Here is a 26450-nt window from a genome sequence, read left to right on the forward strand (position 1 = left end):
TTCGCGACACTCATGCGCCGCCGCCGCCCGGCTCGCGACGGATCACCAGTTCGTTGAAGCCGGTGCCCGCATCGGGCTCGCGCGAGAAACGATGCGCGGGCAGCAGCGCGAGCAGGATCTCGGCCGTCGTGCGTACCACGCAGCCGTGCGCGACATGGCCGCCCGTCACGCGGCCGTCTGCGTCCGAGACCGACATATGCAGATGCGCGCCGTCCGGCGACACCGAACCGGCCAGCGTCAGGATTTCGAGGTCGCCGCGCAGCTCGGTCGGCTGGTCGGCGCCGGCGAAGCGCAGCTGCGCGACGCTCAGGCTGCCGATGCCCTGGATCACGAAGGCCGCGTGCGAGTCGTGGCGACGCAACGCCGCTTCGATGGCGCCGCGCAGATCGTCGCCGGGGGAAAGGCGCAGTGGATGGGCTTGCATGGTCGATAACCTGTTCGTCAGCGGATTGTCGACCAAGGGTAAGTTCACGCCGACAATCCCGCAAGTCACCCCGCTCCGCCCGTCCCAGCCCGCCTCTCCCGCCTGCGTCTGCGCGCCATGCCGGCACCGCACTCATGAGAATTGCTGATGAATCCACCGCCAAAGAATCGTTTGTTGCGGTGGAATCCGACTTCGATAATTTGTCCGGAGGCCCGCATCCTGCCCCGCTCAGGTCAGGGCAACACATTCAACAGATGCCTAGGAGACGAGACAATGAACGCCCCCGCCGAAGTCAAACAATTTCCGCTGGTCCAGCTCGAAACCGTACTGAAGCCGATCGACCAGGCCACCGGCCTCGGCAACGAGTTCTACACCGACGAGCAGTATTTCAAGCACGAGCGCGATGCGGTGCTGAGCCGCGACTGGGTCTGCATCGGCTTCGCCGACGATATCAAGCAGAACTCGTCGGTCCGGCCGATCGATTTCATGGGCCTGCCGCTGCTGATGATGCGCAACCGCGAAGGCGTGCTCCAGGTGTTCCACAACGTCTGCAGCCATCGCGGCATGAAGCTGGTGCACGAAGCCGGCGAGATTCAGGGCGTGATCCGTTGCCAGTATCACTCGTGGACCTACGATCTCAACGGCGCGCTCAAGGGCACGCCGCACGTCGGCGGAATCAACCAGCACAAGGACCCGCGTTTCGCCTGTGAAAAGCACGGCCTGAAGGCGCTGCGCAGTCACGTGTGGATGGGCATGGTGTTCGTGAACCTGTCGGGCACCGCGCCCGATTTCGACGAAGCGATCAAGCCGCTGACCGATCGCTGGCAGCCGTTCCTCGGCACCGATGGCCTGTCGCTGATCCGCGCGCCGCACGACAGCGGGTCGTGGTCGCTGGAGGTCAACTGCAACTGGAAGCTGGCCGTGGAGAATTACTGCGAGGCCTATCACCTCCCGTGGGTTCATCCGTCGCTGAACTCGTATTCGCGCCTGGAAGACCACTACAACATCGCGTTCGCCGACCGCTTCGCCGGCCAGGGCAGCCGCGCGTACAACCTCGCCGACGTCGAAGGTACGTCGCTGCCGACCTTCCCGACGTGGCCTCGCGATCGGCTGCGCACGGCCGAATACGTCGCGCTGTTCCCGAACGTGCTGCTCGGCATCCAGGCCGACCACGCGTTCGCGATGGTCCTGCAGCCGGTGGCGGCAAACCGCACGGTCGAGCATCTGCGGCTGTTCTTCGTCGGCGACGACGCCGCGCACGATCCGGGCTATGCGGCAAGCCGGCACGCGGTGCTGGCCGCGTGGCGCGTGGTGTTCTCGGAAGACATCGGCGCCGTCGAAGGCATGCAGGCCGGTCGCCAGTCGCCGGGCTTCAAGGGTGGCGTGTTCTCGCCCGAAATGGACGCGCCCACCCATTACTTCCATCGCTGGATGGCCAGCCAGGTGCTCGAGAACGGACAGGCGCACTAGGAGCCCGCAATGGAAAACGCACTCAACCGACACTGGCTGAACTATATCGACGGCGAATGGGTCGACAGCCCGCGCCGCCTCGACGTCGCGAACCCGGCCGACGCGGAACCGTTCGCGACCGTTGCATTGGCATCGACCGACGACGCCGAGCGCGCACTCGACGCCGCGACGCGCTGCGCGGACAGCGGCGCGCTGACCCGCCCGCGCCCTGCAGAACGCGTCAAGTGGCTGCTGCGCATCGCTGACGAAATCCGTGCGATAACGGAGGAAGGCGCGCGCATTCTGTGTCGTGAAAACGGCAAGCGCCTGAGCGACGCACGTGACGAGTTCGTCGAGGCCGCGCGCTACTTCGAATACTACGCAGGCCTCGCCGACAAGCTCGAAGGCATCTCGGTGCCGCTCGGCGACGACTACGTCGACTTCACGCACTACGAACCGATGGGCGTGTCGGTGCAGATCGTGCCGTGGAATTTCCCGGTGTCGATCTGCGCGCGCTCGCTGGCGCCAGCACTGGCAGCCGGCAACGCGGTGATCGTGAAGTCGCCGGAACTCTCGCCGCTGGGCATGTGCACGCTGTTCGAGGCAATCGAACGCGCAGGCCTGCCGCGCGGTGCGGTACAACTGCTGTGCGGCCTCGGTAGCGAAGTCGGTGCCCATCTCGCCGCGAGTCCGAAGACCCGGCAAATCGTCTTCACCGGCTCGGTGCCGACCGGCCGCTCGATTCTCGCGGCCGCCGCGCAATGGGCGACGCCCAGCGTGATGGAACTCGGCGGCAAATCGGCGGCCATCGCGTTTCCGGATTGCGACCGCGAACAACTGCTCACCAGCGTGAAGAGCGGCATCTTCTTCAACGCGGGCCAGGTGTGCTCGGCGATGTCACGCTTCGTCGTGCATCGAAGCATTTACGACGAAGTGGTTGCCGCCGTCGCGAGTCTGGCGCGCGACCTCGTCGCCGGCCGTGGCGAACACGACCCCGACCACACGCCGCTGATCAGCGCGGACCAGCTCGACCGTGTCGCGTCGATGTGCCGCGAGGCGATCGAAGCGGGCGCGCGGGCCGTCGCCGGCGGCGATCGGCTCGGCGGCCGCAGCGGGCACTACATGCAGCCGACCGTGTTCGCCGACGTGCATCCGCGGATGAAGATCGCACGCGAGGAAGTGTTCGGACCCGTGCTGGCCGTGATCCCGTTCGACACCGAAGACGAAGCCGTCGAGATCGCGAACGGCACGCCGTTCGGCCTCGTGGCCGGCGTGTTCACGCGCGACGTCAATCGCGCGCTGCGCTTCACGCGGCGCCTGCGCGCCGGACAGGTGTTCGTCAACGAATGGTATGCCGGCGGCATCGAAACGCCGTTCGGCGGCATCGGCCTGTCCGGGTTCGGCCGCGAAAAAGGCCAGGAAGCGATCTACAGCTACGTGCGGACGAAGAACGTGGCGTTCCGCGTCGCCCGCGACTGAGAGAGACACGACGATGAAGAAGTGGCTCTGTGTCATTTGCGGGCTGATCTACGACGAGGCCGAGGGCTGGCCCAAGGACGGCATCGCCGCCGGCACGCGCTGGGAAGACGTGCCGGACGACTGGAAATGTCCCGAGTGCGGCGTCGGCAAGTCCGATTTCGAAATGATCGAAATCGGCAACGACGCGGCGTCGGCCGCACCGGCCGTGCCAGTCGTGCCAGTCGTGCCAGTCGTGCCAGTCGTGCCAGTCGTGCCAGCCGTGCCGATGCCGTCGCCGCCGGCCGTCGCCGCCGGGCCGACGCGCGCGCCGATCGTCATCGTCGGTTCGGGTCACGCCGGCTACAGCCTCGCGCAGGCCGTGCGCCAGCGCGATCCCGACGCCGACATCGTGATCCTGACACGCGAATCGGGTCATCTCTATTCGAAGCCGGCGCTGTCGATCGCGACCTCGCAGGGCCGCAGCGCGGACGCGCTGATCGTCGAATCGCCGTTCGACATCGAGCGGCGCCTGAAGCTGCGCGTGTACCCGCACTGCGACGTGCTGGCGATCGATGCGGCGTCGCACGTCGTGCGCACCGCGTTCGGCCCGATGCCGTATGCGAAGCTCGTCCTCGCGCTCGGCGCGAGCCCGATCCGCATCGACGTCGCGGGGCGCGCCGACGCGCTGCTCAGCGTCAACAACCTCGACGACTATCGCGAACTGCGTGGCCGGCTGCACGGCGCATCGCGCGTCGCGATCGTAGGCGACGGGCTGATCGGCTGCGAATTCGCGAACGACCTGGCCGCCAGCGGCTTCGACGTGAACGTGATCGGTCTCGGTCAGTGGCCGCTCGAACGCCTGCTGCCGAAGCAGGCCGGCCAGCACCTGCAACGCGCGCTCGCCGGCCTCGGCGTCGGCTGGCATCCGCGCAACTCGGTCGCGGCCATCGATGGCGAGCCCGGAAGCTGGACGCTCACGCTCGCGAACGGCAGCCGGCTCGACGCGGACGTCGTGATTTCCGCGGTCGGCCTCGCGCCGAACGTCGCGCTCGCGGCCGCATGCGGAATCGACGTCGGCCGCGGCATCCGCACCGATGCGCAACTGCGGACCAGCCTGCCAGACGTGTACGCGCTCGGCGATTGCGTCGAGATCGACGGCCGGCCGGCACCGTACCTCGCGCCGATCAATCACGGCGTGAGCGCCCTGGCACGCACGCTGACCGGCCAGCCGACCGACGTGTGCTACCCGCCGATGCCTGTCCATGTGAAGACGCCCGTTGCACCGCTGAGCTTCCTGCCGCCGCCCGCAGCAGCAGCCGGTGAATGGCGCGTCGACGCAACCGCCGACGGCTTCAGCTGCGCGCACGTCGACGGCGCGGGCCGCCTGTGCGGCTTCGCACTGATCGGCCAGCAAGCGCAGACGCTGCGGGCCGGCTGGGTGAACGCGTGCAAGTCCGCCACCGGCCAAACCGTGTCCTGACATTCCAAGAACATCATGAACCTGCCCCACGACGACAGCAGTTGCGGCTGGTATGCTGCACTGCCCCTTCCCGCGCCCGCGAACCGGCTTGCCGGTCGCCAGGTGGCCGACTACGCCGTGATCGGCGCCGGCTTCGCCGGCCTCGCGGCCGCCCGCCGGCTCGCGCTTCACGAGCCCGACGCCCGCATCCTGCTGGTGGATGCGCAACGCGTCGGCGAAGGCGCATCGGGCCGCAACTCCGGCTTCGTGATCGACCTGCCGCACAAGTTCGCGCTCGAAAATCCGGACCCGGAATTCAAGCAGCGCCTGTTGCGCCTGAACCGCGCGGCAATCGCGCAGCTTCAGGCGCTGATCGGCGAACACGACATCGCGTGCCAGTGGTCGCATGCCGGCAAATATCAGGGCGCGGTCGGCGAACGCGGCCTCGCCTATCTCGAACACTTCGAGAAGCTGATGAGCGGTCTCGGCGAACCGTTTCGCTCCGTCGAAGGCGCGGCGCTGAACGCGGTGCTCGGCACGTCGCACTACAGCCGCGCGGTGTACACGCCGGGCTGCTATCTGATGCAGCCGGCCGCGCTCGTGCGCGGGCTCGCCCGCTCGCTGCCGGAAAACGTCGAGCTACTCGAGCAATCGCCGATCCTGCGCGTCGAGCACGACGTCGGCGGCTACGCGCTGCACGGCGCGAACGGGCAGATCCATGCGCGGCGCCTGCTGCTCGGGACGAGCATCTTCACGCGCGAATTCGGCTACCTGCAGAACCGCCTGCTGCCCGTGATGACGTTCGCGAGCTGGACCGCGCCGCTGGACGACGCACAGAGCCGACGCTACCGTGGCCGGTTCGACTGGGGGCTGACGCCGGCCGACCATGCGGGTACGACCGTTCGCATGACGCAGGACCGACGCATCATCATCCGCAACACGTACCGGCACGTGCCGAAGTACGGCCGCAGCGTCGACGAAGCCGCGCGCCACGCAATTCGCGCCGATCACCGCAACGCGTTCCTTGCGCGCTTCCCGGAACTGTCGGACGTGCCGTTCACGCACACCTGGGGCGGCGTTTATGCGATCTCGCGCAACTTCACCAACTTCTTCGGCGAACTGGAAGACGGCGTGTTCGCATCCGCATGCGACAACGGCGTCGGCGCGGCATGGGGCACGATCTCCGGCACGCTGCTGGCCGACCGCGCGGTCGGCGCGTCGTCGCCGCTGCTCGACGACATCCATGCGGTCACCGGCATGCCGTCGCTGAACCCGCCGGAGCCGTTGCTCGGGCTCGGCGTGCGGACCCGCATCCGGCTCGCCGCGTGGAAAAGCCGGAGCGAGCTGTGAACGCCCGCGCCGACGCGACCGCCTCGACCCGGCTAGTCGACCACGCCGATCTCGGCTTCGTGGTGCGCGGCGGCCCGCCGGGCGCCGCGTATGTTGCGCGTGCGCTGCCGGACGACGTGTCGCCGAACCTAGGCATCGGTTTCGCCCGCTGGGAAGGGGCGAAAGTGAGCTGGACCACGCTGTACGAAGAGGTGATCTTCACGATCGAAGGCTGCCTCGAAGTCGATACCGGCGGCGTCACGCATCGCGTCAGTCCGGGCCAGGTACTGTGGCTGCCGAAGTACACGACGCTCGTCTACTCCGGCTTCGCGCTGTTCGGCTACGTGGTCTATCCGGGAAACTGGAAACAGACGTGCGACGACGCGGATCGGGACGAGCCCGAGCGCCACGCACCGCCTCGCTAAGCGGCGGGTTCGGGTAGTGTCGTTCTCGACTTGACGGCGCCCGCGGCTCGGGCAGAATTCGATCGAGAACCAGCCCGACCAGCAGGACGCCCGGCGGGAAATGCGCGCCGGGCGCGTTTCCCGTCACGCCGCCGAAACGGGACTCGACTGACAAAAAGCTGTACGGAGACACCCGTTCCCCCATGAAGATCCAGCCATTGCCGCCGTTCAAGGCATTGATCGCTTTCGAGGCGACCGCGCGCCTCGGCAGCTTCACGCGCGCGGCGGACGAACTCAACGTCACCCAGGGCGCGATCAGCCGGCAGATCGGCCTGCTCGAAGACATGCTCGGCGCCCATCTGCTCGATCGCACCACCCGTTCGGTGCGCCTGACGCCGACCGGCGAGCAGTACTTCCAGTCCTGTCGGGAGTCCTTGCTATCGCTCGCCGAGGCCACGCAACTGGTCAAGCGCTGGCACGGCGATCAGCAGGTGACGGTCGCGACCAGCACCGCGCTCGCGTCGCTGTGGCTGCTGCCGCGCATTCCGGAATTCAACGAGACGCACAGCGGCATCGACCTGCGCATCGTCGCGTACGACCACGTAAAGGATTACCGCAAGCTGGAGTGCGACCTCGCGGTCTACTACTGCAAGAGCCCGCCCGAATCGATCAAGAGCACGCCGATCTGCAGCGAGGAAATCTTTCCGATCTGCAGCCCCGCTTATCTCGCGCGCCGTCCGGAGGTGCGCCGTGCGGAAGATCTCGCGTCATGCACCTGGCTGTGGCTCGACGAATCGGAGCGCGACTGGGTCACGTGGCCCGACTGGTTCCGTCGCCTCGGGCTGCCGGCCGTCGCTCCGCGCAACAAGATCAACCTGAACAACTATGCGATGGTGATCCAGGCCGCGTTGAGCGGGCAAGGCGTCGCGCTCGGCTGGCGCAACCTGATCGACCCGTACCTGCGGGACGGCACGCTGGTGCGCGCGGTACCGGAAACGCTCGAAACGGACGGCCAGTTCCTGATTCTCGAGCCGTCCGGCCCGCATGAACGGCGCAAGAGCGTCGGCAGTTTCCGCGACTGGCTGCTGTCGCTCCGCTAGATTCGACACGTCGCGTTTTTCGTTATTCCTTCACGGCGTTTTCGTCGGACGGAATGCGTTCGCGTGCGCGCACCGCAAGCGCGCCGGACAACGATGCCGCACGCTGCGTCTATTACAAAAAATGATGAATCGACGCACGAAATATCGTTTGTCCGGCCCGGCCGATTTCCACACACTCTCCTTGCCAGTTGATCCAGATCAGGTCGTCAGAACCTTCATCGGCTGGACCTGCCGTCCTGCACAAACACAAGGAGACATCATCGTGTCAAAAGCCCTATCTTCCACGCCGAGCGCGCGCACGCAGCGCGCCGGCGCGCAATCCGTCAAGCACCGGCGCTTCCTCGCGAAACTCACGACCGTGATTTCCGGCGGGATGTTCATCGACGGTTTCATCCTCGGCTGCATCGGCATCGTGATGCCGGCGATCAGCCGCGACCTGCAACTGTCGCCGGCCTGGGAAGGCCTGATCGGCGCATCCGCGCTGATCGGCATCTTCATCGGCGGCCCGCTCGGCGGATGGCTCGCCGACAAGGTCGGGCGCCGACCGATGTTCACGATCGATCTCGCGATCTTCCTCGTCGGGTCGGCCGCGCAGTTCTTCGTGACCGATGCATGGCAACTGTTCATCGTGCGCGTGCTGATGGGCATCGCGATCGGCGCCGACTATTCGATCGGCTGGCCGCTGCTCGCCGAATTCTCGCCGGCCCGCCTGCGCGGCAAGCTGCTGTCGATCGTCGAGCTCGCGTGGTACGTCGGATACCTGATTTCCTATGCGGTGGGCTACGGTCTCACCGTATCGTCAACGGCCGGCTGGCACGTGATCCTCGGCCTCAGCACGGTGCCGACCGTCATCGTGTTCCTGCTGCGCCTCGGCACGCCCGAATCGCCGCGCTGGTTGATGAGCCAGGGCCGCACGGACGAAGCACGGGCGCTCGCGGAAGAGCACATGGAGCCGGAAGAGCTGCACGACCTCCAGTCCCAGCGCGCGACCGGCAAGCAAGGCTTCGGCCGCCTGTTCTCGGCCGACTACCTCAAGACCACGATGTTCGTGTCGATCTTCTGGGTGTGCAATGTCACGCCGTACTTCGCGATCGGCTCGTTTGCGCCGATCGTGCTGGAGAAGCTCGGGCTCAAGGAGGGACTGACGGGCGGCCTGGTCCTGAACGGCGTCGCGGTGCTGGGCACGATCGTCACGGTGATGTTCGTCGAGCGTGTCGGCCGTCGCATGCTCGGCATCCCGCCGTTCTTCATCTCGGCGGCCGCGCTGGTGGGCGTTGCGCTGTTCGCGCATGTGTCGCCCGTCGTCATTCTCGTCTGCTTCTTCACGTTCTCGCTGGTCAACGCGATTTCCACGACGCTGTGCGGCGTCTATCCGGGCGAAGTGTTCCCCACGGAAATCCGCGGGATCGGCGTGGGCTTCGCGACCGCGTTCTCGCGCATCGGCGCCGCGCTCGGCACGTTCCTGTTGCCGCAGGTCATCAGCGCGTACGGGGTCAACGTCGCGCTGCTCATTGCCGCCGGCATCTGTCTGTTCGGCGGGATCGTGTCGTACTGGCTGGCACCTGAAACCAAAGGCAAGCTGCTGAGCGAAGTGTCCGCCCCGCAACGGGGAACGGCAGCGGTCCGCACGGCCGGCTGACACGGACATCCGCCGTCGAGGGCGGGCGCATTGAACGTGCATGCGCTCGGCCCCGGCGACGACGTGCTTCGCGAATGGGCCGACGCCGGGCTCGCGCTGCTGGGTCTAGCGAAAGCAGATCGACGGACAGTGCCGATGCGTGGCGAGCTGAACGAACGCAAGCCTCACACCGCAAACCGCTCGCTCGCGAACTGCGCATCCGGCACGCCCGCGGCAATCGCCGCATCACGCGCCGCCTGCACGAGCGGCGGCGGCCCGCACACGTAGATATCCGGCGACGCCCCCGCTTCTTCGAGCGCCGCGCGCAACGCGTCTACCGGCGTGCCGCGATAGCCGCCCCACTCCCCGCCCGCCCGCCATACGCACAGCTCGACGCGCAACTGCGGTAGCTCCGCTTGCAAGCGTGCCAGCTCGTCGAGCATGAACAGTTCGCTTTCCTGATTGACGCCGAAGAACAGTCGCGCGTCCGCCGTCTCCTGATAATCGGCCATGCGTCGCAACATCGACAGGATCGGCGCGAGCCCCGTGCCGCCGGCGACGAGCCAGCGTGGCCGCAAGCTATCCGCGAACACCCCGAAGCCGCCCATCGGCACACGGACGGTCAGCGGATCGCCCGGCCGCGCCCGCTCGCGCAGGTAGGTCGAAAACCATCCGCCGGCCCGCAGCCGGATCAGGAATTCGAGGCGACCGTCCCAGTTGCTCGTGTTCGCCAGCGAATACGGGCGGCGCAGGCCGCTGCCCGGCACCTCCAGCTCCGCGAACTGGCCGGGCTCGAACTCCACGGCCGAACCGGAAGCGTCGTCGGGCTCGACCTGCAGCTCGATGCGCATCGTGTCGGCCGCGACCGTCTCGAGCGCCGCGATCCGCGCGGTGCGCACGGGCACCGGATGCAGCAGCACCTTGGTCCGGTCATACGGCGCGGCGATGCGCAGATCGCCGCGCGGCGTGGTCCGGCACAGCAGGACCCCACCGCGCTGGCCGGCGGGCAGCACGCCCGCGCTGTCGGGCTGCATCTCGTACGCGCCGTCGACGACGGTCGCCTGGCATGCGCCGCAGCTTCCGCGCCGGCATTGCGACGGCAGCGTGATGTCGGCGTCGGCCGCCGCCGACAGCAGATCCTGTTCGGCCGCGCAACCGAAGCCGAACCGCTCGCCGTCGCGTGTCGTGATCTCGATCCGGTAAGTCATCGAACGGCCCCAGTCAGGCGGCCGTGCGCGCCAGCGACGCGGCAAGGTCGGCGCCGGCGTCGCCGATCGGCTGGATGCCGAACTGTTCGACCAGCACCGCGAGCACGCCCGGCGTGATGAAGGCCGGCAACGTCGGCCCGAGGCGGATGTTGCGCAGGCCGAGGGCGAGCAACGTCAGCAGCACGGCCGCCGCCTTCTGCTCGAACCACGAGATCACGAGCGACAGCGGCAGGTCGTTCACGCCGCATTCGAACGCGTCGGCGAGCGCCGTGGCGATCCGGATCGCCGAATAGCTGTCGTTGCACTGTCCGACGTCGAGCAGGCGCGGAATGCCGCCGATCTCTCCGAACGCATGCCGGTTGAACCGGTACTTGTTGCAGCCGAGCGTCATCACCACCGTGTCGTCGGGCGCCTGCTCCGCGAACTCGGTGTAGTAGTTGCGGCCCGGCGCCGCGCCGTCGCAGCCGCCGATCAGGAAGAAATGGCGGATCCGGCCGGCCTTCACCGCATCGATGACCTGGTCCGCGACGCCGAGCACCGCATGGCGGCCGAAGCCGACGGTGATCGTCTCCTGCGGCGCGGTGGCCGGGAAACCGGGCAGCGCCTGCGCGGCGCGGATCAGCATCGAGAAATCGTGATGCTCGAGATGGCGCACGCCCGGCCAGCCAACCGGCCCCGTCGTGAAGATCCGCTGCCGGTATTGCACCATCGGCTCGATGATGCAGTTGGACGTCATCAGGATCGGCCCGGGGAAATGCGCGAAGTCGCTCTGCTGGTCCTGCCACGCGCCGCCGTAGTTGCCGACGAGATGCGGAAAAGCCTTGAGCGCCGGATACGCGTGGGCCGGCAGCATTTCGCCGTGCGTGTACACATGGATACCGGTGCCGGCCGTCTGTTCGAGCAGCGCGTGCAAATCGCCGAGATCGTGGCCCGACACGAGGATCGCCTTGCCCGCGACCGGCGACACGCGCACGGCCGTCGGTTGCTGCGCCCCGAAACGGCCGGTGTTCGCGCCGTCGAGCAGTTCCATCACCGTCAGGTTCAGCCGGCCGAGTTCGAGCGCCTGGGCGAGTAGCGCGTCGACGTCGTCGGGTTCGCTGGCGAGAAACGCGAGCGCCGCTTCGACGCCTTCGTAGATGTCGTCGCGCTCGTAGCCGAGCACCCGCGCATGATGCGCATACGCACACACGCCCTTCAGCCCGTACAGCACCAGCGCGCGCAGGCCGACGATGTCCGCGCCTACGTCGTCGAGCCCCTTGTCCACCCCGACGGTGGCCGCCTGCGCGAGCAGGCCGGTCAAATCGGCCGCCGGCTGCCACGTCGCCGGCCCCTGCGGTGCCGGCACGATCGTTCCGGCCGCGCGCGCGTGCGCTTCGCATAGCGCCTTCACGCGATCGCGCGTCTGCGCTGCTTCACGCAGCAGCGCGACGAAACGCGCCGCGTGGAAATTCACGTTGGTCAGCGTCGTGAACATCGCGTACAGCACGAACCGGTCCGCGTCGCGATGGGGCTTGCCCGCCGCCCGCGCGATCGCGCCGTATTGCGCGACGCCCTTCACCGCATGGATCAGCAGGTCCTGCAGATCGGCCGTCGTTGCATCCTTGCCGCAGTTGCCTTTCGTCGACGCGCAACCGGGCCGTGCGCCGGTCCGGTCGGTCTGTTCGCATTGGTAGCAAAACACGGTGCTCTCCTTTCTCGATCATGGGGGCGCGGATCGGCGCGACGGCGGCGGAACGCAGGTTCCTTGCCGCCGGGCATCTCGCCCGCTTCAAGATGCGTGTTTCATGCATCTTTTTCATGATGTTTCGGCGCGCCTTTCGCTGCCGTGATGCAGATCAACAAACGGCCCGCACGCGGTGAGGCAACTTGTCGCTACGACCGCTCGCCGGCCTCGGTTGCGGGTTCGTTGTCGTTGCCGTCGCCGTTCTCCTCGCCGGCATCCGCGCATTCGATGCCCCAGTCGCCGTACCGGTACCAGTCGTCGCCGAGCAGTTCGCTCGGGTGCTGCGTGCGGCTGGAGCCGTTGCCGCAACGCATCGCGTGGGTCGGACAGTAGTTGTCGCATCCCCAGCAGATCCGCTCCGGATGGACGGGATGCAGCGGAAACTTCTTGGCCATGACGAGTCGTCCTCCCGGTGTCGTGTCGTGCGTAACCGTTCGACTCTAGTTCACCGGCGCAACGAGCCCCCTGCGGCATGGTTTCGCACCGGCTGTCGCCCGTCGGCTAGGCATGCGGACGCGATTGGTCTAGTCTGCACGGTATTGCGCGACGCAAGCCGCCTCAACCCGAATTCCGTGTGATGACGACCATTCCGAACCGACGATCCCGCCTGCGCGGCGGCCTGCTGGGCCTGCTGATCGGCGACGCGCTCGGCGTGCCGTACGAATTCCACGACGCCGCTTCGATTCCGCCGCCCGCCGCGATCGACATGACGCCGCCGCCGGGCTTCGCGCGCGCGCACGACGGCGTCCCGCCCGGCACCTGGAGCGACGACGGTGCGCAGGCGCTCGCGCTGCTCGACGCGCTGTTGCGCGAGCACGACCTGAATCTCGACACGTTCGCCGGTAACCTGCTGGACTGGTTTCATCGCGGCGCCTTCACGCCGGACGGTCGCGTATTCGACGTCGGCCTGCAGACGCAGCGCGCGTTGCACGCGCTGGCGGCCGGCGCCGCGCCCGCAATGGCCGGGCCCGGCGACGAGCGCGACAACGGCAACGGCTCGCTGATGCGCTGCTTCCCCGTCGTGATGGTCGCCGCGTCGCGCGACGACGCGATCCGGCTCGCGCGCAAGCAGAGCGTCGTCACGCACGGGCACGTGCGTTCGCAGCTTTGCTGCGCGCTCTATTGCCTGACGGCGCTCGGCATCGTCGACGGCCAGCCGGCCCCCGATGCGGTACGCGCGGCCGAGGACGAACTGCTCGCGCGCCACGAAGGCACGGCCGACGAAATCGAACTGAAGATCGTGCTCGACGGCCGTTTCGATGCGCCGCGAGGATCGGGCTACGTGGTCGACAGCTTCTGGTCGGCGATCCATTGCCTGCTGTCGACGGGCAGCTACGAGGACTGCGTGAAGCGCGCGATCGCGCTCGGCAACGATACGGATACGACGGCGGCAATCGCCGGCAGCCTCGCCGGCGTGCTGTACGGCGAACAGGCGTTGCCCGATCGATGGATCGCGACGCTGCGCGGGAAAGAGACGGTCGAGGGCTGGCTCGCGACGTTGTGAATACAACCTCACAGGCCGGGCACCCAAAGCAAAAAGACCCGGCCCACATCGGCCGGGTCTTTCCGTTTACTTCATCCGCCGCGGCGGAGTGCGCTTACGCCTCCAACGCCTCCAGCACCTTCCCCTTCGTCTCGATCCCGACGAAGTGCACGGTCACCGCCGCGATCAGCGGCACGACGCCGATCAGGTAGAACGCCGGCGCGAGGTTCCCGCCGATGATCGCGTGCGGGACGACCATCGGCGCGACGAACGACGCAATCTTCAGCCACGCGCTGCCGAGTCCGCAGCCCGACGCGCGGATGCTCGTCGGATACTGCTCCGGCGTATAGACGTACGCGGTAATGAACCCCGACGCCATCAGCCCGAGCGACAGCGAGCAGAAGATCGCGACCACATACACCGACGACGCGTGATAGATGCCGGCGAGCGCCAGCGACAGCGCGCACAGCACGAACGACCACACGATCACCGGCTTGCGGCCGAGCTTGTCGACCAGCAGCGCGGAGGCCAGCGACCCGAGCACGCCCATCACCGAGCCGATCACCGCGAGGTTCAGCGCGAGCTGCAACGGCGCGTGATAGAAGTTCTTGTAGATCGTCGGCAGCCACGTGGACAGCCCGTACTGGATGAACCCGCAAGTCGCCCACAGCGTCGCCACCGCGAGCGTGCGCTTGCGATAGGCGGCGCTGAACAGGTCGCTCATCCTGCGCTTCGGATGCTGACGCACCATCTCGTCGAACGCTGCCACCTGCGTGACCGGCGGCAGCTCGCCGCGCACCGATCCTTCGAACACGCCGACCGCGTGCCCGGCTTCCGCGAGACGCCCGCGCGACGCGAGCCAGCGCGGCGATTCCGGCACGAGGCGCGTGAGCACGAGCGACAGGATCAGCGGCAGCCCGCCGACGAAGTACATGATTTCCCAGCCGAAGCGCGGTACGAGCCATGCGCCGAGCGCCATCGATACCAGCAGGCCGATCGGGAACACGATCTCGTACAGCAGCACGAAGCGGCCGCGGCCATGCGCGCGCGTGATTTCGTTGATGTACGTGGCCGCGACCGGCAACTCGCCGCCGAGCCCGAGCCCTTGCAGGATCCGCAGCAACACGAACACCTCGAACGTCGGCGCGAAGCCGCACGCGATGCTCGTGATGCCGATCACGGCCGAACTCCACGCGATGGCCTTCACGCGGCCATGCTTTTCCGCGAGCGCGGGAAACAGGAATGCGCCGATCAGCTGGCCGATCGCGCCGGACGCGATCAGCATGCCGATCTGCGTCGGCGACAGCCCCCATTTGTGAATCAGCAGCGGCAGCGTCGCCGCGATCGTGATCACGTCGAAGCCGTCGAAGAACGTCGCGGTGCCGATCAGCACGCGTGCGCGGATCTGCATCGCGTTGGCCGGAAGCCGCTCGAGCCGCGCGATGATCGCGCCGGGCGTGGAAGCGGCAGCTTCCATCGTGGCCCTGCCGGCCACGACGTTGTCGAAAGTGCTCATGCGGGGTGTCTCCTGGATCTCTTTCCGGTCGGGCCGGTCAGGCAAGCGCTTGGGTCGTGTCTGCCAGGGCTTCCGTATCCACTGCCCGGCCCTGGTTCATCCACTTGCGCGCGAGCTTCAGCTCACGTGCGTTGTTCACGGCGATGACACCTCTCACATGCCCGTCGCCAACGAAAAACAGCGTCGCACGACGCGCGGCGAGATCGCCGCGCACGACGAGCTGCGCATCGGCCGGCAGATCCCCGAGGATCTGCAGGTTCACGTCGTACTGATCGGACCAGAACCACGGAATCTCCGCGTACGGTGCGCGCACGCCGAGCACGGCTTTCGCGGCCGCGATCGCCTGGTTCTGCGCGTTCGCCCACGATTCGAGCCGCACGCGCCGCTTCAGCCAGCCGTTGTGATGGTTCGCGACGTCGCCGCACGCGAAGATCGCAGGGTCGCTGGTCGCGCCGTATTCGTCGACGACGATGCCGTCGTCGACCGCGAGCCCCGCGTCGCTCGCCAGCGACGCGTTCAGCGCGAGACCGATGCCGGCCACCGCGAAATCGGCGTCGATCGTCGTGCCGTCGGCGAGCGTCGCGCGCACCTTCGACGCGTCGTCCGGCTGCGGGCCGAGCGACGCGAGCGCCGCGCCCGTGCGCACGTCGACACCGTTCGAACGATGCAGGTCGAGCAGGAAGTCGGACACGATTTGCGGCACCGAACGGCCGCACAGCCGCGGCGCGCCTTCGACCACGACGGCGTCGACGCCGAGCTTGCGCGCGGTCGCCGCGACTTCGAGGCCGATCCAGCCGCCGCCGATCACGAGCACGCGGCGGCTCGCCCGCAGCTTTTCGCCGAGCGCGGCCGCTTCGTCGAGCGTGCGCAGATAGTGCAGGTTCGGCGTGTTGACGAGCGCATCGGGCAAGCGGCGCGACGTGCCGCCGGTCGCGATCACGAGCCGGTCGTATTCGATCTCGCGGCCGCTTTCGGTCTTTACCACGCGGCGCGTGCGGTCGATCGACGCCGCGCGTTCCGGTTGCCATGCCTCGACGTTCAGCGCGTCGAATTCGTCCGGCCGCACGACGCGCACGGTGTCGATATCGGCGTCGCCGGCCAGCACGGCCTTCGACAGCGGCGGACGCTCGTACGGCAGGTGCGGCTCGTCGGCGATCATCACGAGACGGCCCGCATACCCTTGCGCGCGCAACGTCTTCAACACCCAGCCGGCGGCCTGGCCGCCGCCGATCACGACGACCGTGCCCGGCGCGGGCTGCGCGGGCGTATTCGCTTCGGTCATGATTTGCGCTCCGTCATGAACTTGCCTTCCGGCGCCTTCGCGTTCTTCTGCCGGCGCGTGTTGCCGTCGAGGCCGCCGTCGACGGCCCACTCGGCGAACACGGTCGGGCCCGGTTCGAATTCGCGCGGTTGCCATTCGGGCGTCAGCACGTCCTCGTCCGCGTAGTACTCGATCAGCGCGCCGGCCGGATTCTGGAAGTACCAGAAGTACGCGGACGACACCGGGTGACGCCCCGGGCCGAGTTGCGTTTCCCAGCCGCAGCGGTCGATGTGCATGCCGCCGCCGAACACTTCGTGGATGTCGCGCACGGTGAACGCGACGTGGTTCAGGCCGCGTTTGCCGTTCGGCAGCGCGAGCAGGAACAGGTCGTGATGGCCGCCGTGCGGCGCGCAACGCATGAACGCGCCGCGGCCCGGATAACGGTCCGACGTCTCGAAGCCGAGCAGCTCGTGATAGAACCTTTCCTGCGCGTCGAGGCAGTTCGTGAAGAACACGACGTGCCCGACCTCCACCGGCTCCGCACGTGCATAAATCGGGCTCGGCTGGTCCACGCGCAGCGTCTGGCCCCAGACGTTCGACGGCGAGCCCGCGATGTCGAGTGCGCGCTTGCGCGTGACTTCGACGCGGATCGCCATCCCGTTCGGGTCGATGCAGCCCACCGCATCGGCATGTGCGTAGTAGCCCGGCTGGCCGGCGAACCTGTCGCGCAGCACGTCGAGTTCCTGTTGCGTCGCGACGCCCCACGTGACTTCCCGCAGCGTCGGGCCCGCTTCGAACGCGGGCGGCAGCGACGGATCGTCGGCTTTCGCGACCAGCACGGTGCAACCGTTCAGCGTCTCAAAGCGCGCACGCGTGTCGTCGTGCGCGACTTCCTTCAGCCCCCAGTCGGCGAAAAAGCGCCGGCACGTCGCGAGGTCGTCGACACCGTACGTGATCTGCTCGATACCCAAGATGCTCATTGCGTCATTCCTTTTCGCTCAGTTCGCCCACGGCAGCGGCGCGTCGTTCAAGCCCCAGTAGAGGCTCTTCTGCTGCATGTACTCGCGGATACCGAGACGCCCCTTCTCGCGCCCCATCCCGCTCTCCTTCCACCCCGAGAACGGCGTGGAGATGGAGAACAGCTTGTACGTGTTGATCCAGACGGTGCCCGTCTCCAGCGCCCGCGCGATGCGCCACGCGCGCTTGTAGTCGCGCGTCCAGATGCCGGCCGCCAGCCCGAACACGCTGTCGTTCGCCTGCGCGATCAACGACGCTTCGTCGTCGAACGGCATCGCCACCAGCACCGGCCCGAAAATTTCTTCCTGGCAGATGCGCGCGCTGTTCGGCAAGCCTTCGAGAATCGTCGGCTGATAGAAAAAGCCGTTCTCGCGCCCGTCGCCCGCCGGCCGCTCGCCGCCGCACAGCAGGCGGCCGCCTTCTTCCAGCCCGAGCGCGACGTAGCGTTCGACCGATTCGCGATGCTTCGCGGTGATCAGCGGGCCCATCTGCGTGTCGGGCCGCGTCGGGTCGCCCACGCGCAGCTTGCGGGAACCGGCCACCAGACGCTTCATGAATTCTTCGTACACCGAACGCTGCACGAACAGTCGCGAACCGGCGATGCACGCTTCGCCCGACGAGCTGAAGATGCCGTACAGCACGCCGTTGACCGCGTGATCGAGATCGGCGTCGTCGCACACGATCGTCGGCGACTTGCCGCCGAGTTCGAGCGACACGGGCATCAGCTTCTCGGCCGCGATGCGCGCGATGCCGCGGCCCACTTCGGTGCCGCCGGTGAACGACACCTTCTTCACGAGCGGATGACGCACGAGCACGTCGCCGATCACCGAACCCTTGCCCGGCAGCACGCTCAGCACGCCCTTCGGCACGCCGGCTTCCTCGCAGATGCGCGCCAGCGCGAGCGACACGAGCGGCGTGACCTCGGCCGGCTTGAGCACCACCGCGTTGCCGCCGGCCAGCGCCGGCGCGAGCTTCTGCGCGTCGGACGCGATCGGCGAATTCCACGGCGTGATCGCCGCGATCACGCCGATCGGCTCGTACACGCTCATCGTCAGGTAGTCGCCGCGCGACGGCGTCAGTTCTTCGTCGAGCGTTTCGAGGCAGGCCGCGAAATAGCGGAACGTGTTCGCGGCGCTGGCCACCAGCACGCGCGTCTCGCCGATCGGCTTGCCGTTGTCGCGGCGCTGCAGGTTCGCGAGCGCCTCGTGGCGCTGCATGATGAGATCCGCGATGCGGTACAGCACCTGCGCGCGCTGGTGCGGCTTCAGCCAGGCCCAGTCGGCGCGGCGCCAGGCGGCGTCGGCCGCCACGACGGCGTCGGCCGCGTCTTCCGCGTTCGCCGTGGATACTTCCATGTTCAGCGACTGGTCGGCCGGATAGATGCTCGCGTAAGGCGCGCCACGGCCGCGCCGCCACTCGCCGCCGATCAGGATGTCGCCGTTGGGTACGAGGCTCGTATCGAAAGGAGTCATGTCACAAGTCCACAAATCTGTCTCTGCACATCCGCCCTCGCCGTGGCGCGGGCGGACGCTCGATGGTCCGGTCAGATCACGCAGCGGGCCGCGCGGTTGCGCAGCGCGCGAATCGCGCTGTACGCCGTCAGCGCGGACGTCTTCGGGTTGTCGGGCAACGGCTTGCCGCTCATTTCCAGCGACATCTCGCCGAAGGCGCCACGCGCGGTGATGCGATGCACGTTGCGCGCGATCGCCGGATCGGCGATCAGGCGCACGTGCGTCGCGTCGAGGCCGAGGCCCGCGAGCGCAACCGTCGCCGCGACGTTCGCGTTCTTCGGGTACAGCCGCGCGGCATCGCGCGCAGTGCCTTCGAAAATCACCATTTCCTCGGTCATCGCGCGCAGGTCGCACAATTCCTCGGCTGGCGTGCCGAGCCAGCCGAGCGGCGGCTTGCGCCCGACGTACAGCACTTCGTCGAGGCCGCCCTGCTTCGCGGACGCCAGCGCGTCGATGCCGCCGATCGCGCCGGACAGCAGCGTCACCGTCGTGCCGCCTTCGTCGGCCGCTCGCGACAGCACGTCGAGCAGCGCGAGATCGGACAGCGCGCCGATCGATGCGACCGCGCAGTCGGTGCCGGCCTTCAGCAGCGGCACGACGTGATCGACGAGCGCGCTGTGGCCCGCGCATTCGAGCGCGAACTCGGGGCGACGGGCCAGCGCGTCGACCGACGACACGACCTCCACCGCACCGCCGAGCTCGCGCTGAACCGCCGCGCGCTGGTGTTCCGGCACGATCACGTGCGCGACGCGCAGCGACGCATCGTGCTCGACCGCGTGGTACACGGCCGCGCCGATCGCGCCGAAGCCAATCATCGCGATGTCGACGGGTGCGTCGGCCCGCTTTTGCCCGTTACGCATACTGGCGCTCCGTCGGCGCTTCCTTCTTCACCGGCGGGCCTGCGAATGCCGACGCGAACGAGCCGACCGACAGCATGTCGACCTCGACCATCACCGGCCCTTCCTTCGCGATCCCTTCGCGCACGATCGCCTCGGCCTGGTCGAGCGACGTGATCCGGTAGTGCGTGAGGCCGAAGCTCGCGCAGAACTGCGCGAAATCGGGCTGGTGCAGCTGCACGAAGCAGCGGCGGCCGCCGTAGTGCGCGTCCTGGATATTGCGGATCACGCCGTAGCACTGGTCGTTCATCAGCACGATCATCACGTTCGCGTTTTCCTGCACGGCCGTCACGAGCTCGCCGACGTTGACCATCAGGCCGCCGTCGCCGACGAGGCAGACCGTCTTCGCCGCGGCGCCCGCGAGCGCCGCGCCGATGCCCATCTGGATGCCCTGGCCGATGCCGCCGCCGAGCGCATGCACACCCGAGCGCGGCTCGAAGATCTTCAGCAGGCGGTTGCCCCACGTGCTGTTCGAGATCGTCACGTCGCGCACCCAGTTGTAGTCGCGGCCCACCGCGCCCTGCAGCGTGTCGACGAGCTTCTTGTACGGCCCGAGGCCCTTCGCCACGTCGGCCACTGCCTCCTCGCGGGCCGCCGCGAGATCGGCCGCGAATTGCGGATCGACCGACAGGCGGCCTTCGAGGCGATCGGCCAGCTCGGCCAGCACGCGCTTCGAATCGCCGTGCACGAACAACGCGTTGCGATAGCCGCGGTTGTCGGCGAGCGCATCGGCATCGACACGGAACAGCGGCTGCGGCAGCGCGAGCTTGTACTTCAGCGTTTCGTTGCCGCGCAGGCGCGAGCCGACCACGACGAGCGCATCGCAGGTCTTGTAGAACGCTTCGACCGACGCGTGCACGTTGAACGCGCCGAGCGTCGCCGGATGATCCTCGGGCAGCACGCCGCGGCCCTGCACGCTCGTCACGACGCCGAAGCCGAGCTTCACGAGGCGTTCGACTTCCGCGCGTGCGTGCCGCGCGCCGCCGCCGAGCCACAGCAGCGGGCGACGCTTGGCCGCGAGTGCGTCGGCGAGCTTCGCGACGCGTGCTTCGTCGTGCTCGCGCACCGCGACGTGTGCGGGTGCGAGGTCTTCCGGCCATTCGATTTCGGCCGCCTGAATGTCGATCGGAATCTCGACGGACACGGGGCCCGTCGGCGCGGTCTGCGCGATGCGCACGGCTTCGCGAATCGTCGGCAGCACGGTTTCGACCGTGCGCACCCGGAACGCGGCCTTCGAGATCGAGTCGAGCATCGACAACTGATCGGGCGCTTCGTGGATGTACGCGAGATCCTGATCGAGGTACGGCGTCTCGATCTGCCCCGTCACGTGCAGCAGCGCGGTGCCGGCCGTCAGCGCCTCGACCATCGCGCCGGCCGCGTTGCCCGCCGCCGTGCCGGTGCTCGTGAACGCGACGCCGAGGCCGCCCGACACGCGGGCCAGCCCGTCGGCCATGTTCAGCGCACCCGCTTCACCGCGCGCACCGACATACCGGATGTTGCCGCGCGAATTGATCGCGTCGAGGATCGGCATGTTGTGGATCGAGATGACACCGAATGCGGTTTTCACGCCGCACTGCTCGAGAAAGGCGGCAATCAGCTCGCCAACCGTGGTTTTTTCAGACATGGCGTGCAAAGCCTCCAGAAACGTCGATATGGCTGCCCGTCGTGTAGGACGACAGATGCGTTGCGAGATAAAAAAGTGCCCAGGCGGCCTCGTCAGGCTTGCCGAAGCGATTCAGCGGAATGTGCTTCTTGCGGGCGAGCGCGCCCGTCCAGTCCTCCCAGCTTTCGCCGGGCTGCGCCTGCGTGTCGTAGCGGCGGCGCCACTGCCCCGACTCGACGATGCCGATCAGGATCGAGTTCACGCGGATCCGCTGCGGCGCCAGTTCGGTCGCGAGCGACTTCACGAGGCTCAGCACGCCGGCACGCGCCGACGACGTCGCGACCATGTGCGGCTCCGGCTGCAACGCGAGCAGCGAGTTCACGCAGGTGATCGTCGGCGCCTGCGCGTCGCGCAGCAGCGGCAGGAACGCGCGCGTCGGGCGGATGATGCTGAAGTACTTCAGTTCGAGTTCTTCGCGCCACGCGTCGTCGGTCGTGTCGGCGAAGGTCGACACGCGGCCCTGGCCGGCGTTGTTGACGAGCATGTCGGCGCGGCCGAAACGCACGGACACCGCTTGCGCGAATCCGGTCACGTCGGTTTCTTCGAGCACGTTGCAGCGCACGGCCAGCAGTTGCGCATCGGCATACTTGTCGCGAAGCATCGCTTCGGCGCGGGCGAGGCGGTCGCCGTCGCGGCCGCAAATCGCGACCGATGCGCCTGCCTGCAGGAACCGTTCGGCCGTCGCGAGGCCGATGCCGGACGAACCGCCCGTCACCACCGCCACCTGCCCGGTCAGATCGATCTGGATCATCGGAGTCCTAAAGCCTTGAGAAACGTGTGCTCGTCATCCGAGCGGTAATTGAGCCGCCGCGACAATTCCGCCGCCGCGCGCTGCACCTTGTCGATCAGCCCGTCCGCGATCAGCGCCGCGTCGATCTCCGGACGCGGCACCGTCACCGTGATGCACGCGACGATCCGCTGCGTCTCGTTGCGCACCGGCGCCGTGACGACCGAGATCCCGCGCTCGAACGACGAATTGCTGACGCCGTAGCCGCGCAGCGCATCCTCGCGGATCACTTCGTACAGCGCATCGACCGTTTCCGGCGTCGCGCTCGTCATCCGGTTCAGCACGCCTTCCGGATACAGCGCATGCAGCTCCTTCAGCGACAGGTCGCCCATCAGCACGTGGCCGTGCGTCGTCGCATACGCGGGCAGCCGCGTGCCGACGTTCACGCGGATCGAGCTGAACACCGGCGACTGGCTCTGCGCCTTCGCGACGAACACCACGTCGCGGCCGTCGCGGATCACGATGTGCGTCGTGAAGCCGGTCGCATCGCGCAGGCTCTCGATCACCGGCAGGCCGAGATCGGTCAATTCCAGCGAGCTCAGGTATTCGAAGCCGAGCCGCAGCACGGCGATGCCGAGCTTGTAGTTGCGATCCTTGTCCGCGCGTTCGAGAAAGCCGAGCGATTCGAGCGTCTGCAGCAGACGGAACACCGTCGTGCGCGGAATGCCGAGCCGCTTCGACAACTCGGGCGCGCCGAGCACGGGCTCGCGCGGCGAGAATTCGGCGAGGATGCGCAGCCCGCGCTCGAGGCCCGGTACCACGTAGCTGGCCTCGGCCTTCGCGCTTTCGGATTCGTTTTGTTGCAGCGGTTCGCTCATGCCAGCCCCCACTGCTGATCACATTGCCGACAGAACGCGTCGACCAGTGCGGAATAAACGGCCGGCGCCTCCACGTAACCCGCATGCCCCGCCTGCGGAATCACCTGCAGCCCGACGTGCGCGGCCGCGGCGATCCGTTCGCACGCGGCGGGCGGCGTGATCGCGTCGTTCGCGCCGACGGCCACGGCCGTGCGGCCGCGGAAGCCGGCGAGATCGGCCGCGAGATCGGCGTTCGCGAGCAGATGCGTGGCCTGCGCGTAGCCGGCCGGCACGATGCGCGCCATGTTCCAGCGCACCCACGCCCGTGCCTCCTCGTTCGCGAAACCCGACAGCATGTTGCCGCTGCGCTGCTCGGCGAGCCCGGCCGGACCGAGTTCGGCGAGCATCGCGAGCCGCGCGTCGCGGCGCGATTCGCGAGTGTCGGCCGGTGCGCTGCCGTAGCCGCCCGCGGGCGACACCAGCAGCAGGCCGGCGATCCGCGCGGGCATCACGCGGGCGAGACCGCCTGCGATGATCGCGCCGAGCGAATGACCGACCAGCACGCAGCGTTCGATGCCGAGTGCCTCGAGCCACGCGTTCAGCGATGCCGCGTAATCGGCGGCGGCGGGCGACGCGCCGTGCACGGGCCTCGACACGCCGTAACCGGGCGCATCCCACGCGAGCACGCGCCGCGACGCGCCGAGCGTGTCGAGCTGGCGGACCCACGATGCGGCGCCCGAGCCGATCCCGTGCAGCAGCACGACGGGCAGCGCGTGGCCCGCATGCTGCGCGCCGGCCTCGCGGTAGCCGATCGTGCCCGCCGAGCCGGCTGCGCAACGCTGCTCGGGAAACTGCCCGAGCAGCGCGGCGAATGCCGCGGTGCGGTCGCGTTCACGTTTGTCGATGACACTCATTGCTTTACCCGCTCCGTCTCAACGCTTGATCTTCGCGAGCGGCGAATCGGGCGGATACGTCGGCGTGATCGGCTTCGACGAACCGAGCATCACGCACATCAGCGCGTCTTCCTCGCCGATGTTGATTTCCGTGCGATACACGCCCGGCGGCACCGAGATCAGGTCGCGCTCACCGAGGATCGCTTCCCACGTCTCGCCGTCGCGCTCGCAGATCACCTTCATCTTGCCGCGCAGCACGAAGAAGATTTCCTCGACGTCGACGTGGATGTGGCTCGGGCCGATGTTGCCGGCCGGGATGACCATCGTCGAGAACGTGAAGTTGCCGGCCGGCACCGTGTTGACGTCCTTCGCGACGCCCGTGCCGCCCGTGCCGACGTAGCGCATCTGCGCACGGCGGTACTTCGGGTCGTAGTCGGCCTGGAACTTCAGTGCGTCCCAGTCGTAGCGTCGCGTCGCGTAGCGCGCGACACGCCCTTCCATCCAGTCGTTGAAGCTTGCGCCTTCCGGCTGGTCCCACGACTTGCGTTCGAGATCGGCGTCCGCCATCGTCCTCTCCTTCATTCCGAGTGAAAACTTCGATTCAATTCGATTCAATTCATGACGAAGCCGCCGTTGACCGGCAGCAGTTGCCCCGTCACGAAGCGCGCGCCGTCCGACAGCAGGAACAGCACGGGGCCCGTCACGTCGTCGGGCACCTGCGCGCGTGCGAGCGCGCGGCCCTGACGGTAGAACGCGTGGCGTTCCGCCGGCACGTACGCCGTCGCCTCGACTTCGGTCAGCCCCGGCGCGATCGCGTTGACCGTCACGCCGTGCGCGCCGAACTCGCGTGCCTGCGCATGCGTCATCGCGATCACCGCGCCCTTGCCGGCGACGTACGCGAGCAGCTTCGGCGCACCCCACAGCGCGGTGTCCGACGCCAGGTTCACGATCGCGCCGCGACCCGACTGCGCAAGGTGCGGCAACGCCGCATTGCTGACGAGCCACACGCCGCGCACGTTCACGTTCATCACGGCGTCCCACGTCGACACGTCGAGCTCCGTCGACAGCTTGCCGCCCGAGTTCGTGATCGCCGCGTTGTTGATCAGCGCGTCGATACCGCCGAGCGCCGCCGCGCCCTGCGCGACGAATGCGTCGATGCTGGCCGGGTCGGCGAGGTCGAGTGCGAAGAAATGCGCGGTGTGACCGGCTTGCGCGAGCTGCGCGGCCAGCGCGCGGCCCTCTTCCGCCAGCACGTCGCCGAACGCGACCTGCGCGCCCGCTTCGACCAGCGCCTTCACGAATGCGGCGCCGAGACCGCGCGCGCCGCCCGTGACGAGCACGCGGCGACCGGGCAGTGCCACGACCGGTGCGGGCTCAGCCATTCGCGGGCTCCGAAGCGGCGTGTGCCGCGCGATGCGCGTCGAGCGCGGACAGGTGCTCCTGCGCACGCTGGCGCAGCATCCGGCGCACGCGCGTGATGCCGACGTCGTGCTGGTACAGGTATTCGTGATCGCGCGCATGCGGCGCGAGGCTTTCGAGGACGTAGCGATCCTGTTCGAGCACGTCCCAGTGCAGGCCTTCGAGACGGTTGCGGTACATGAAGCGCCACACGTCGCGCTGCCAGCCACCGACCTTGCGGGTACGCCAGAAATAGACCTGGCAGTGGTCGCCGTCGACCGGCGTCGCGAAGCCGATGATCCCGAAGTTGCCGCCGGGGCCGAACTTCTGCTTGTACGGAATCGCGAGGCGCATCCACAGGCAGCCCGTTTCGCCGAGTTCGACCCAGTCGAAGTTCACGTCGCGCTGGCCGATCTTCTCGAACATCAGGCCCGTTTCCGTCTTGCGCACGCGCATGTCGGCCTGCTTGTCGCCTTCGGCCATCGAGTGCGACGTCGCGTGCAGATACGCGCCGTGCATCGGGTCCATCACGTTGTCGATCGCGTACTGGTAATTGCACTTCCAGTTCGACACGCACAGGAAGTGGCCGTACTCGTCGGCGACTAGTTCTTCCGGCAGATTCAGCGGCGCCGGCTCGCCGTGCGCTTCGTCGCCGAACCACAGGAAGATCGCGCCGGCTTTCTCTTCGACCGGATACGACTTCACGCACTTCGTGCCTTCCATCGGACAGTTCGACACGGCCGGCACACGGTTGACCGTGCCGCCGCCGTCGACTTCGATGCCGTGATACCAGCACGCGATGTTGCCGCCGAGGTTCCAGCCGAGCGACAGGCGCGCGCCGCGATGCGGGCAGCGGTCTTCCAGCGCGTGGACTTTTCCTTCGTGATCGCGCCACAGCACGATCTGCTCGGACAGGCGCGTGAGGCCGACCGGGGCGTTCGACACCTGCCAGCTCGGCGCGACGGGATACCAGTAGTTCTTGATGCCGCGGTCGAGGTAGTCGCGGACCGGGTCGTGTTGGACTTCGTGTTGTGCGGGGGACGTCATCAGTGTGCT

24 protein-coding genes are annotated in these 26450 nt (G+C 67.9%); 8 read left to right on the plus strand and 16 right to left on the minus strand.

Annotated elements, in window-relative coordinates; translation table 11 throughout:
• Positions 1 to 10: 10 nt before the first annotated feature.
• Positions 11 to 424 (minus strand): PPC domain-containing DNA-binding protein, encoded by a 414-nt coding sequence (locus tag CFB46_RS27640; RefSeq protein ID WP_089501944.1) that lies wholly within the window; start codon positions 422 to 424, stop codon positions 11 to 13.
• Between the two features lie 273 nt (positions 425 to 697).
• Here CFB46_RS27640 and CFB46_RS27645 point away from each other — a divergent pair, with 273 nt between their 5' ends.
• The 7 genes from CFB46_RS27645 to CFB46_RS27675 all read left to right on the plus strand — a co-directional run bounded on the left by CFB46_RS27645 (position 698) and on the right by CFB46_RS27675 (position 9262).
• Positions 698 to 1894 carry an aromatic ring-hydroxylating oxygenase subunit alpha gene (locus tag CFB46_RS27645; RefSeq protein ID WP_089501945.1) on the plus strand — a complete coding sequence of 399 codons (1197 nt, stop codon included), beginning with the start codon at positions 698 to 700 and terminating at the stop codon, positions 1892 to 1894.
• Between the two features lie 9 nt (positions 1895 to 1903).
• A complete protein-coding gene (locus CFB46_RS27650; protein ID WP_089501946.1) occupies positions 1904 to 3352 on the plus strand; it encodes an aldehyde dehydrogenase family protein in 1449 nt (482 codons plus the stop codon).
• Positions 3353 to 3365: 13 nt separating this feature from the next.
• Complete coding sequence (locus CFB46_RS27655) at positions 3366 to 4811, plus strand: FAD-dependent oxidoreductase (RefSeq protein WP_089501947.1); 1446 nt, start codon at positions 3366 to 3368, stop codon at positions 4809 to 4811.
• 15 nt (positions 4812 to 4826) lie between these two features.
• Entirely contained in the window at positions 4827 to 6140 is a 1314-nt protein-coding gene (locus CFB46_RS27660) for an NAD(P)/FAD-dependent oxidoreductase (RefSeq protein ID WP_089501948.1), read from the plus strand.
• Positions 6137 to 6544 carry an ethanolamine utilization protein EutQ gene (locus CFB46_RS27665; protein ID WP_089501949.1) on the plus strand — a complete coding sequence of 136 codons (408 nt, stop codon included), beginning with the start codon at positions 6137 to 6139 and terminating at the stop codon, positions 6542 to 6544. The genes CFB46_RS27660 and CFB46_RS27665 overlap by 4 nt, the downstream gene beginning before the upstream one ends.
• A 182-nt stretch (positions 6545 to 6726) precedes the next feature.
• Complete coding sequence (locus CFB46_RS27670; RefSeq protein ID WP_027780940.1) at positions 6727 to 7623, plus strand: LysR substrate-binding domain-containing protein; 897 nt, start codon at positions 6727 to 6729, stop codon at positions 7621 to 7623.
• Positions 7624 to 7885: 262 nt separating this feature from the next.
• Positions 7886 to 9262 carry an MFS transporter gene (locus CFB46_RS27675; protein ID WP_051421293.1) on the plus strand — a complete coding sequence of 459 codons (1377 nt, stop codon included), beginning with the start codon at positions 7886 to 7888 and terminating at the stop codon, positions 9260 to 9262.
• 164 nt (positions 9263 to 9426) lie between these two features.
• Here CFB46_RS27675 and CFB46_RS27680 read toward each other — a convergent pair whose 3' ends face one another.
• The 3 genes from CFB46_RS27680 to CFB46_RS27690 form a co-directional block, all read right to left on the minus strand.
• The gene (locus CFB46_RS27680) at positions 9427 to 10449 is read right to left on the minus strand and encodes an FAD-binding oxidoreductase (RefSeq protein ID WP_089502384.1); all 1023 of its coding nucleotides are present in this window, start codon (positions 10447 to 10449) and stop codon (positions 9427 to 9429) included.
• Between the two features lie 13 nt (positions 10450 to 10462).
• Positions 10463 to 12130, minus strand: a complete 1668-nt coding sequence (gene hcp, locus CFB46_RS27685) for a hydroxylamine reductase (RefSeq protein WP_089501951.1) — start codon at positions 12128 to 12130, stop codon at positions 10463 to 10465.
• A gap of 191 nt (positions 12131 to 12321) precedes the next feature.
• Positions 12322 to 12567: a DUF3079 domain-containing protein gene (locus CFB46_RS27690; protein ID WP_027780944.1), complete on the minus strand. Its 246-nt coding sequence runs from the start codon at positions 12565 to 12567 to the stop codon at positions 12322 to 12324.
• Between the two features lie 182 nt (positions 12568 to 12749).
• On the opposite strand from CFB46_RS27690, the gene CFB46_RS27695 reads away from it, so the two are divergent.
• Positions 12750 to 13676 carry an ADP-ribosylglycohydrolase family protein gene (locus CFB46_RS27695; protein ID WP_089501952.1) on the plus strand — a complete coding sequence of 309 codons (927 nt, stop codon included), beginning with the start codon at positions 12750 to 12752 and terminating at the stop codon, positions 13674 to 13676.
• Positions 13677 to 13770: 94 nt separating this feature from the next.
• On the opposite strand, the gene CFB46_RS27700 is transcribed toward CFB46_RS27695, so the two are convergent.
• From CFB46_RS27700 to CFB46_RS27755, 12 genes are all read right to left on the minus strand, one after another.
• Positions 13771 to 15171: an MFS transporter gene (locus tag CFB46_RS27700; RefSeq protein WP_089501953.1), complete on the minus strand. Its 1401-nt coding sequence runs from the start codon at positions 15169 to 15171 to the stop codon at positions 13771 to 13773.
• A gap of 37 nt (positions 15172 to 15208) precedes the next feature.
• Entirely contained in the window at positions 15209 to 16453 is a 1245-nt protein-coding gene (locus CFB46_RS27705) for an NAD(P)/FAD-dependent oxidoreductase (RefSeq protein WP_089501954.1), read from the minus strand.
• Positions 16450 to 17412: a VOC family protein gene (locus CFB46_RS27710; RefSeq protein WP_089501955.1), complete on the minus strand. Its 963-nt coding sequence runs from the start codon at positions 17410 to 17412 to the stop codon at positions 16450 to 16452. The genes CFB46_RS27705 and CFB46_RS27710 overlap by 4 nt, the downstream gene beginning before the upstream one ends.
• Positions 17413 to 17430: 18 nt before the next feature.
• A complete protein-coding gene (locus CFB46_RS27715) occupies positions 17431 to 18921 on the minus strand; it encodes an aldehyde dehydrogenase (protein ID WP_089501956.1) in 1491 nt (496 codons plus the stop codon).
• Positions 18922 to 18992: 71 nt separating this feature from the next.
• A complete protein-coding gene (locus CFB46_RS27720) occupies positions 18993 to 19820 on the minus strand; it encodes an aspartate dehydrogenase (RefSeq protein WP_027780949.1) in 828 nt (275 codons plus the stop codon).
• Entirely contained in the window at positions 19813 to 21480 is a 1668-nt protein-coding gene (locus CFB46_RS27725) for a thiamine pyrophosphate-binding protein (protein ID WP_089501957.1), read from the minus strand. The genes CFB46_RS27720 and CFB46_RS27725 overlap by 8 nt, the downstream gene beginning before the upstream one ends.
• Entirely contained in the window at positions 21473 to 22270 is a 798-nt protein-coding gene (locus tag CFB46_RS27730) for an SDR family oxidoreductase (protein ID WP_089501958.1), read from the minus strand. The genes CFB46_RS27725 and CFB46_RS27730 overlap by 8 nt, the downstream gene beginning before the upstream one ends.
• Positions 22267 to 23124 carry an IclR family transcriptional regulator gene (locus CFB46_RS27735; protein WP_089501959.1) on the minus strand — a complete coding sequence of 286 codons (858 nt, stop codon included), beginning with the start codon at positions 23122 to 23124 and terminating at the stop codon, positions 22267 to 22269. The genes CFB46_RS27730 and CFB46_RS27735 overlap by 4 nt, the downstream gene beginning before the upstream one ends.
• Positions 23121 to 24017 (minus strand): alpha/beta fold hydrolase, encoded by an 897-nt coding sequence (locus CFB46_RS27740; protein ID WP_089501960.1) that lies wholly within the window; start codon positions 24015 to 24017, stop codon positions 23121 to 23123. Before CFB46_RS27740 ends, CFB46_RS27735 begins: the two co-directional genes overlap by 4 nt.
• 18 nt (positions 24018 to 24035) lie before the next feature.
• Entirely contained in the window at positions 24036 to 24563 is a 528-nt protein-coding gene (locus CFB46_RS27745; protein WP_027780954.1) for a cupin domain-containing protein, read from the minus strand.
• 44 nt (positions 24564 to 24607) lie between these two features.
• A complete protein-coding gene (locus CFB46_RS27750; RefSeq protein ID WP_089501961.1) occupies positions 24608 to 25378 on the minus strand; it encodes an SDR family oxidoreductase in 771 nt (256 codons plus the stop codon).
• Positions 25371 to 26441, minus strand: a complete 1071-nt coding sequence (locus tag CFB46_RS27755) for an aromatic ring-hydroxylating dioxygenase subunit alpha (RefSeq protein ID WP_089501962.1) — start codon at positions 26439 to 26441, stop codon at positions 25371 to 25373. The genes CFB46_RS27750 and CFB46_RS27755 overlap by 8 nt, the downstream gene beginning before the upstream one ends.
• Positions 26442 to 26450: the final 9 nt, after the last annotated feature.

The organism is Burkholderia sp. HI2761 (genome assembly GCF_002223355.1).
GTDB lineage: Bacteria > Pseudomonadota > Gammaproteobacteria > Burkholderiales > Burkholderiaceae > Burkholderia.

Excerpts from the sequence above, each read along its gene's own strand:
- CFB46_RS27640 (WP_089501944.1), bottom strand. The coding sequence starts at position 424 with ATGCAAGCCCATCCACTGCGCCTTTCCCCCGGCGACGATCTGCGCGGC.
- CFB46_RS27645 (WP_089501945.1), top strand. The coding sequence starts at position 698 with ATGAACGCCCCCGCCGAAGTCAAACAATTTCCGCTGGTCCAGCTCGAA.
- CFB46_RS27650 (WP_089501946.1), top strand. The coding sequence starts at position 1,904 with ATGGAAAACGCACTCAACCGACACTGGCTGAACTATATCGACGGCGAA.
- CFB46_RS27655 (WP_089501947.1), top strand. The coding sequence starts at position 3,366 with ATGAAGAAGTGGCTCTGTGTCATTTGCGGGCTGATCTACGACGAGGCC.
- CFB46_RS27660 (WP_089501948.1), top strand. The coding sequence starts at position 4,827 with ATGAACCTGCCCCACGACGACAGCAGTTGCGGCTGGTATGCTGCACTG.
- CFB46_RS27670 (WP_027780940.1), top strand. The coding sequence starts at position 6,727 with ATGAAGATCCAGCCATTGCCGCCGTTCAAGGCATTGATCGCTTTCGAG.
- CFB46_RS27680 (WP_089502384.1), bottom strand. The coding sequence starts at position 10,449 with ATGACTTACCGGATCGAGATCACGACACGCGACGGCGAGCGGTTCGGC.
- CFB46_RS27690 (WP_027780944.1), bottom strand. The coding sequence starts at position 12,567 with ATGGCCAAGAAGTTTCCGCTGCATCCCGTCCATCCGGAGCGGATCTGC.
- CFB46_RS27695 (WP_089501952.1), top strand. The coding sequence starts at position 12,750 with ATGACGACCATTCCGAACCGACGATCCCGCCTGCGCGGCGGCCTGCTG.
- CFB46_RS27700 (WP_089501953.1), bottom strand. The coding sequence starts at position 15,171 with ATGAGCACTTTCGACAACGTCGTGGCCGGCAGGGCCACGATGGAAGCT.
- CFB46_RS27705 (WP_089501954.1), bottom strand. The coding sequence starts at position 16,453 with ATGACCGAAGCGAATACGCCCGCGCAGCCCGCGCCGGGCACGGTCGTC.
- CFB46_RS27710 (WP_089501955.1), bottom strand. The coding sequence starts at position 17,412 with ATGAGCATCTTGGGTATCGAGCAGATCACGTACGGTGTCGACGACCTC.
- CFB46_RS27715 (WP_089501956.1), bottom strand. The coding sequence starts at position 18,921 with ATGACTCCTTTCGATACGAGCCTCGTACCCAACGGCGACATCCTGATC.
- CFB46_RS27720 (WP_027780949.1), bottom strand. The coding sequence starts at position 19,820 with ATGCGTAACGGGCAAAAGCGGGCCGACGCACCCGTCGACATCGCGATG.
- CFB46_RS27725 (WP_089501957.1), bottom strand. The coding sequence starts at position 21,480 with ATGTCTGAAAAAACCACGGTTGGCGAGCTGATTGCCGCCTTTCTCGAG.
- CFB46_RS27730 (WP_089501958.1), bottom strand. The coding sequence starts at position 22,270 with ATGATCCAGATCGATCTGACCGGGCAGGTGGCGGTGGTGACGGGCGGT.
- CFB46_RS27735 (WP_089501959.1), bottom strand. The coding sequence starts at position 23,124 with ATGAGCGAACCGCTGCAACAAAACGAATCCGAAAGCGCGAAGGCCGAG.
- CFB46_RS27740 (WP_089501960.1), bottom strand. The coding sequence starts at position 24,017 with ATGAGTGTCATCGACAAACGTGAACGCGACCGCACCGCGGCATTCGCC.
- CFB46_RS27745 (WP_027780954.1), bottom strand. The coding sequence starts at position 24,563 with ATGGCGGACGCCGATCTCGAACGCAAGTCGTGGGACCAGCCGGAAGGC.
- CFB46_RS27750 (WP_089501961.1), bottom strand. The coding sequence starts at position 25,378 with ATGGCTGAGCCCGCACCGGTCGTGGCACTGCCCGGTCGCCGCGTGCTC.
- CFB46_RS27755 (WP_089501962.1), bottom strand. The coding sequence starts at position 26,441 with ATGACGTCCCCCGCACAACACGAAGTCCAACACGACCCGGTCCGCGAC.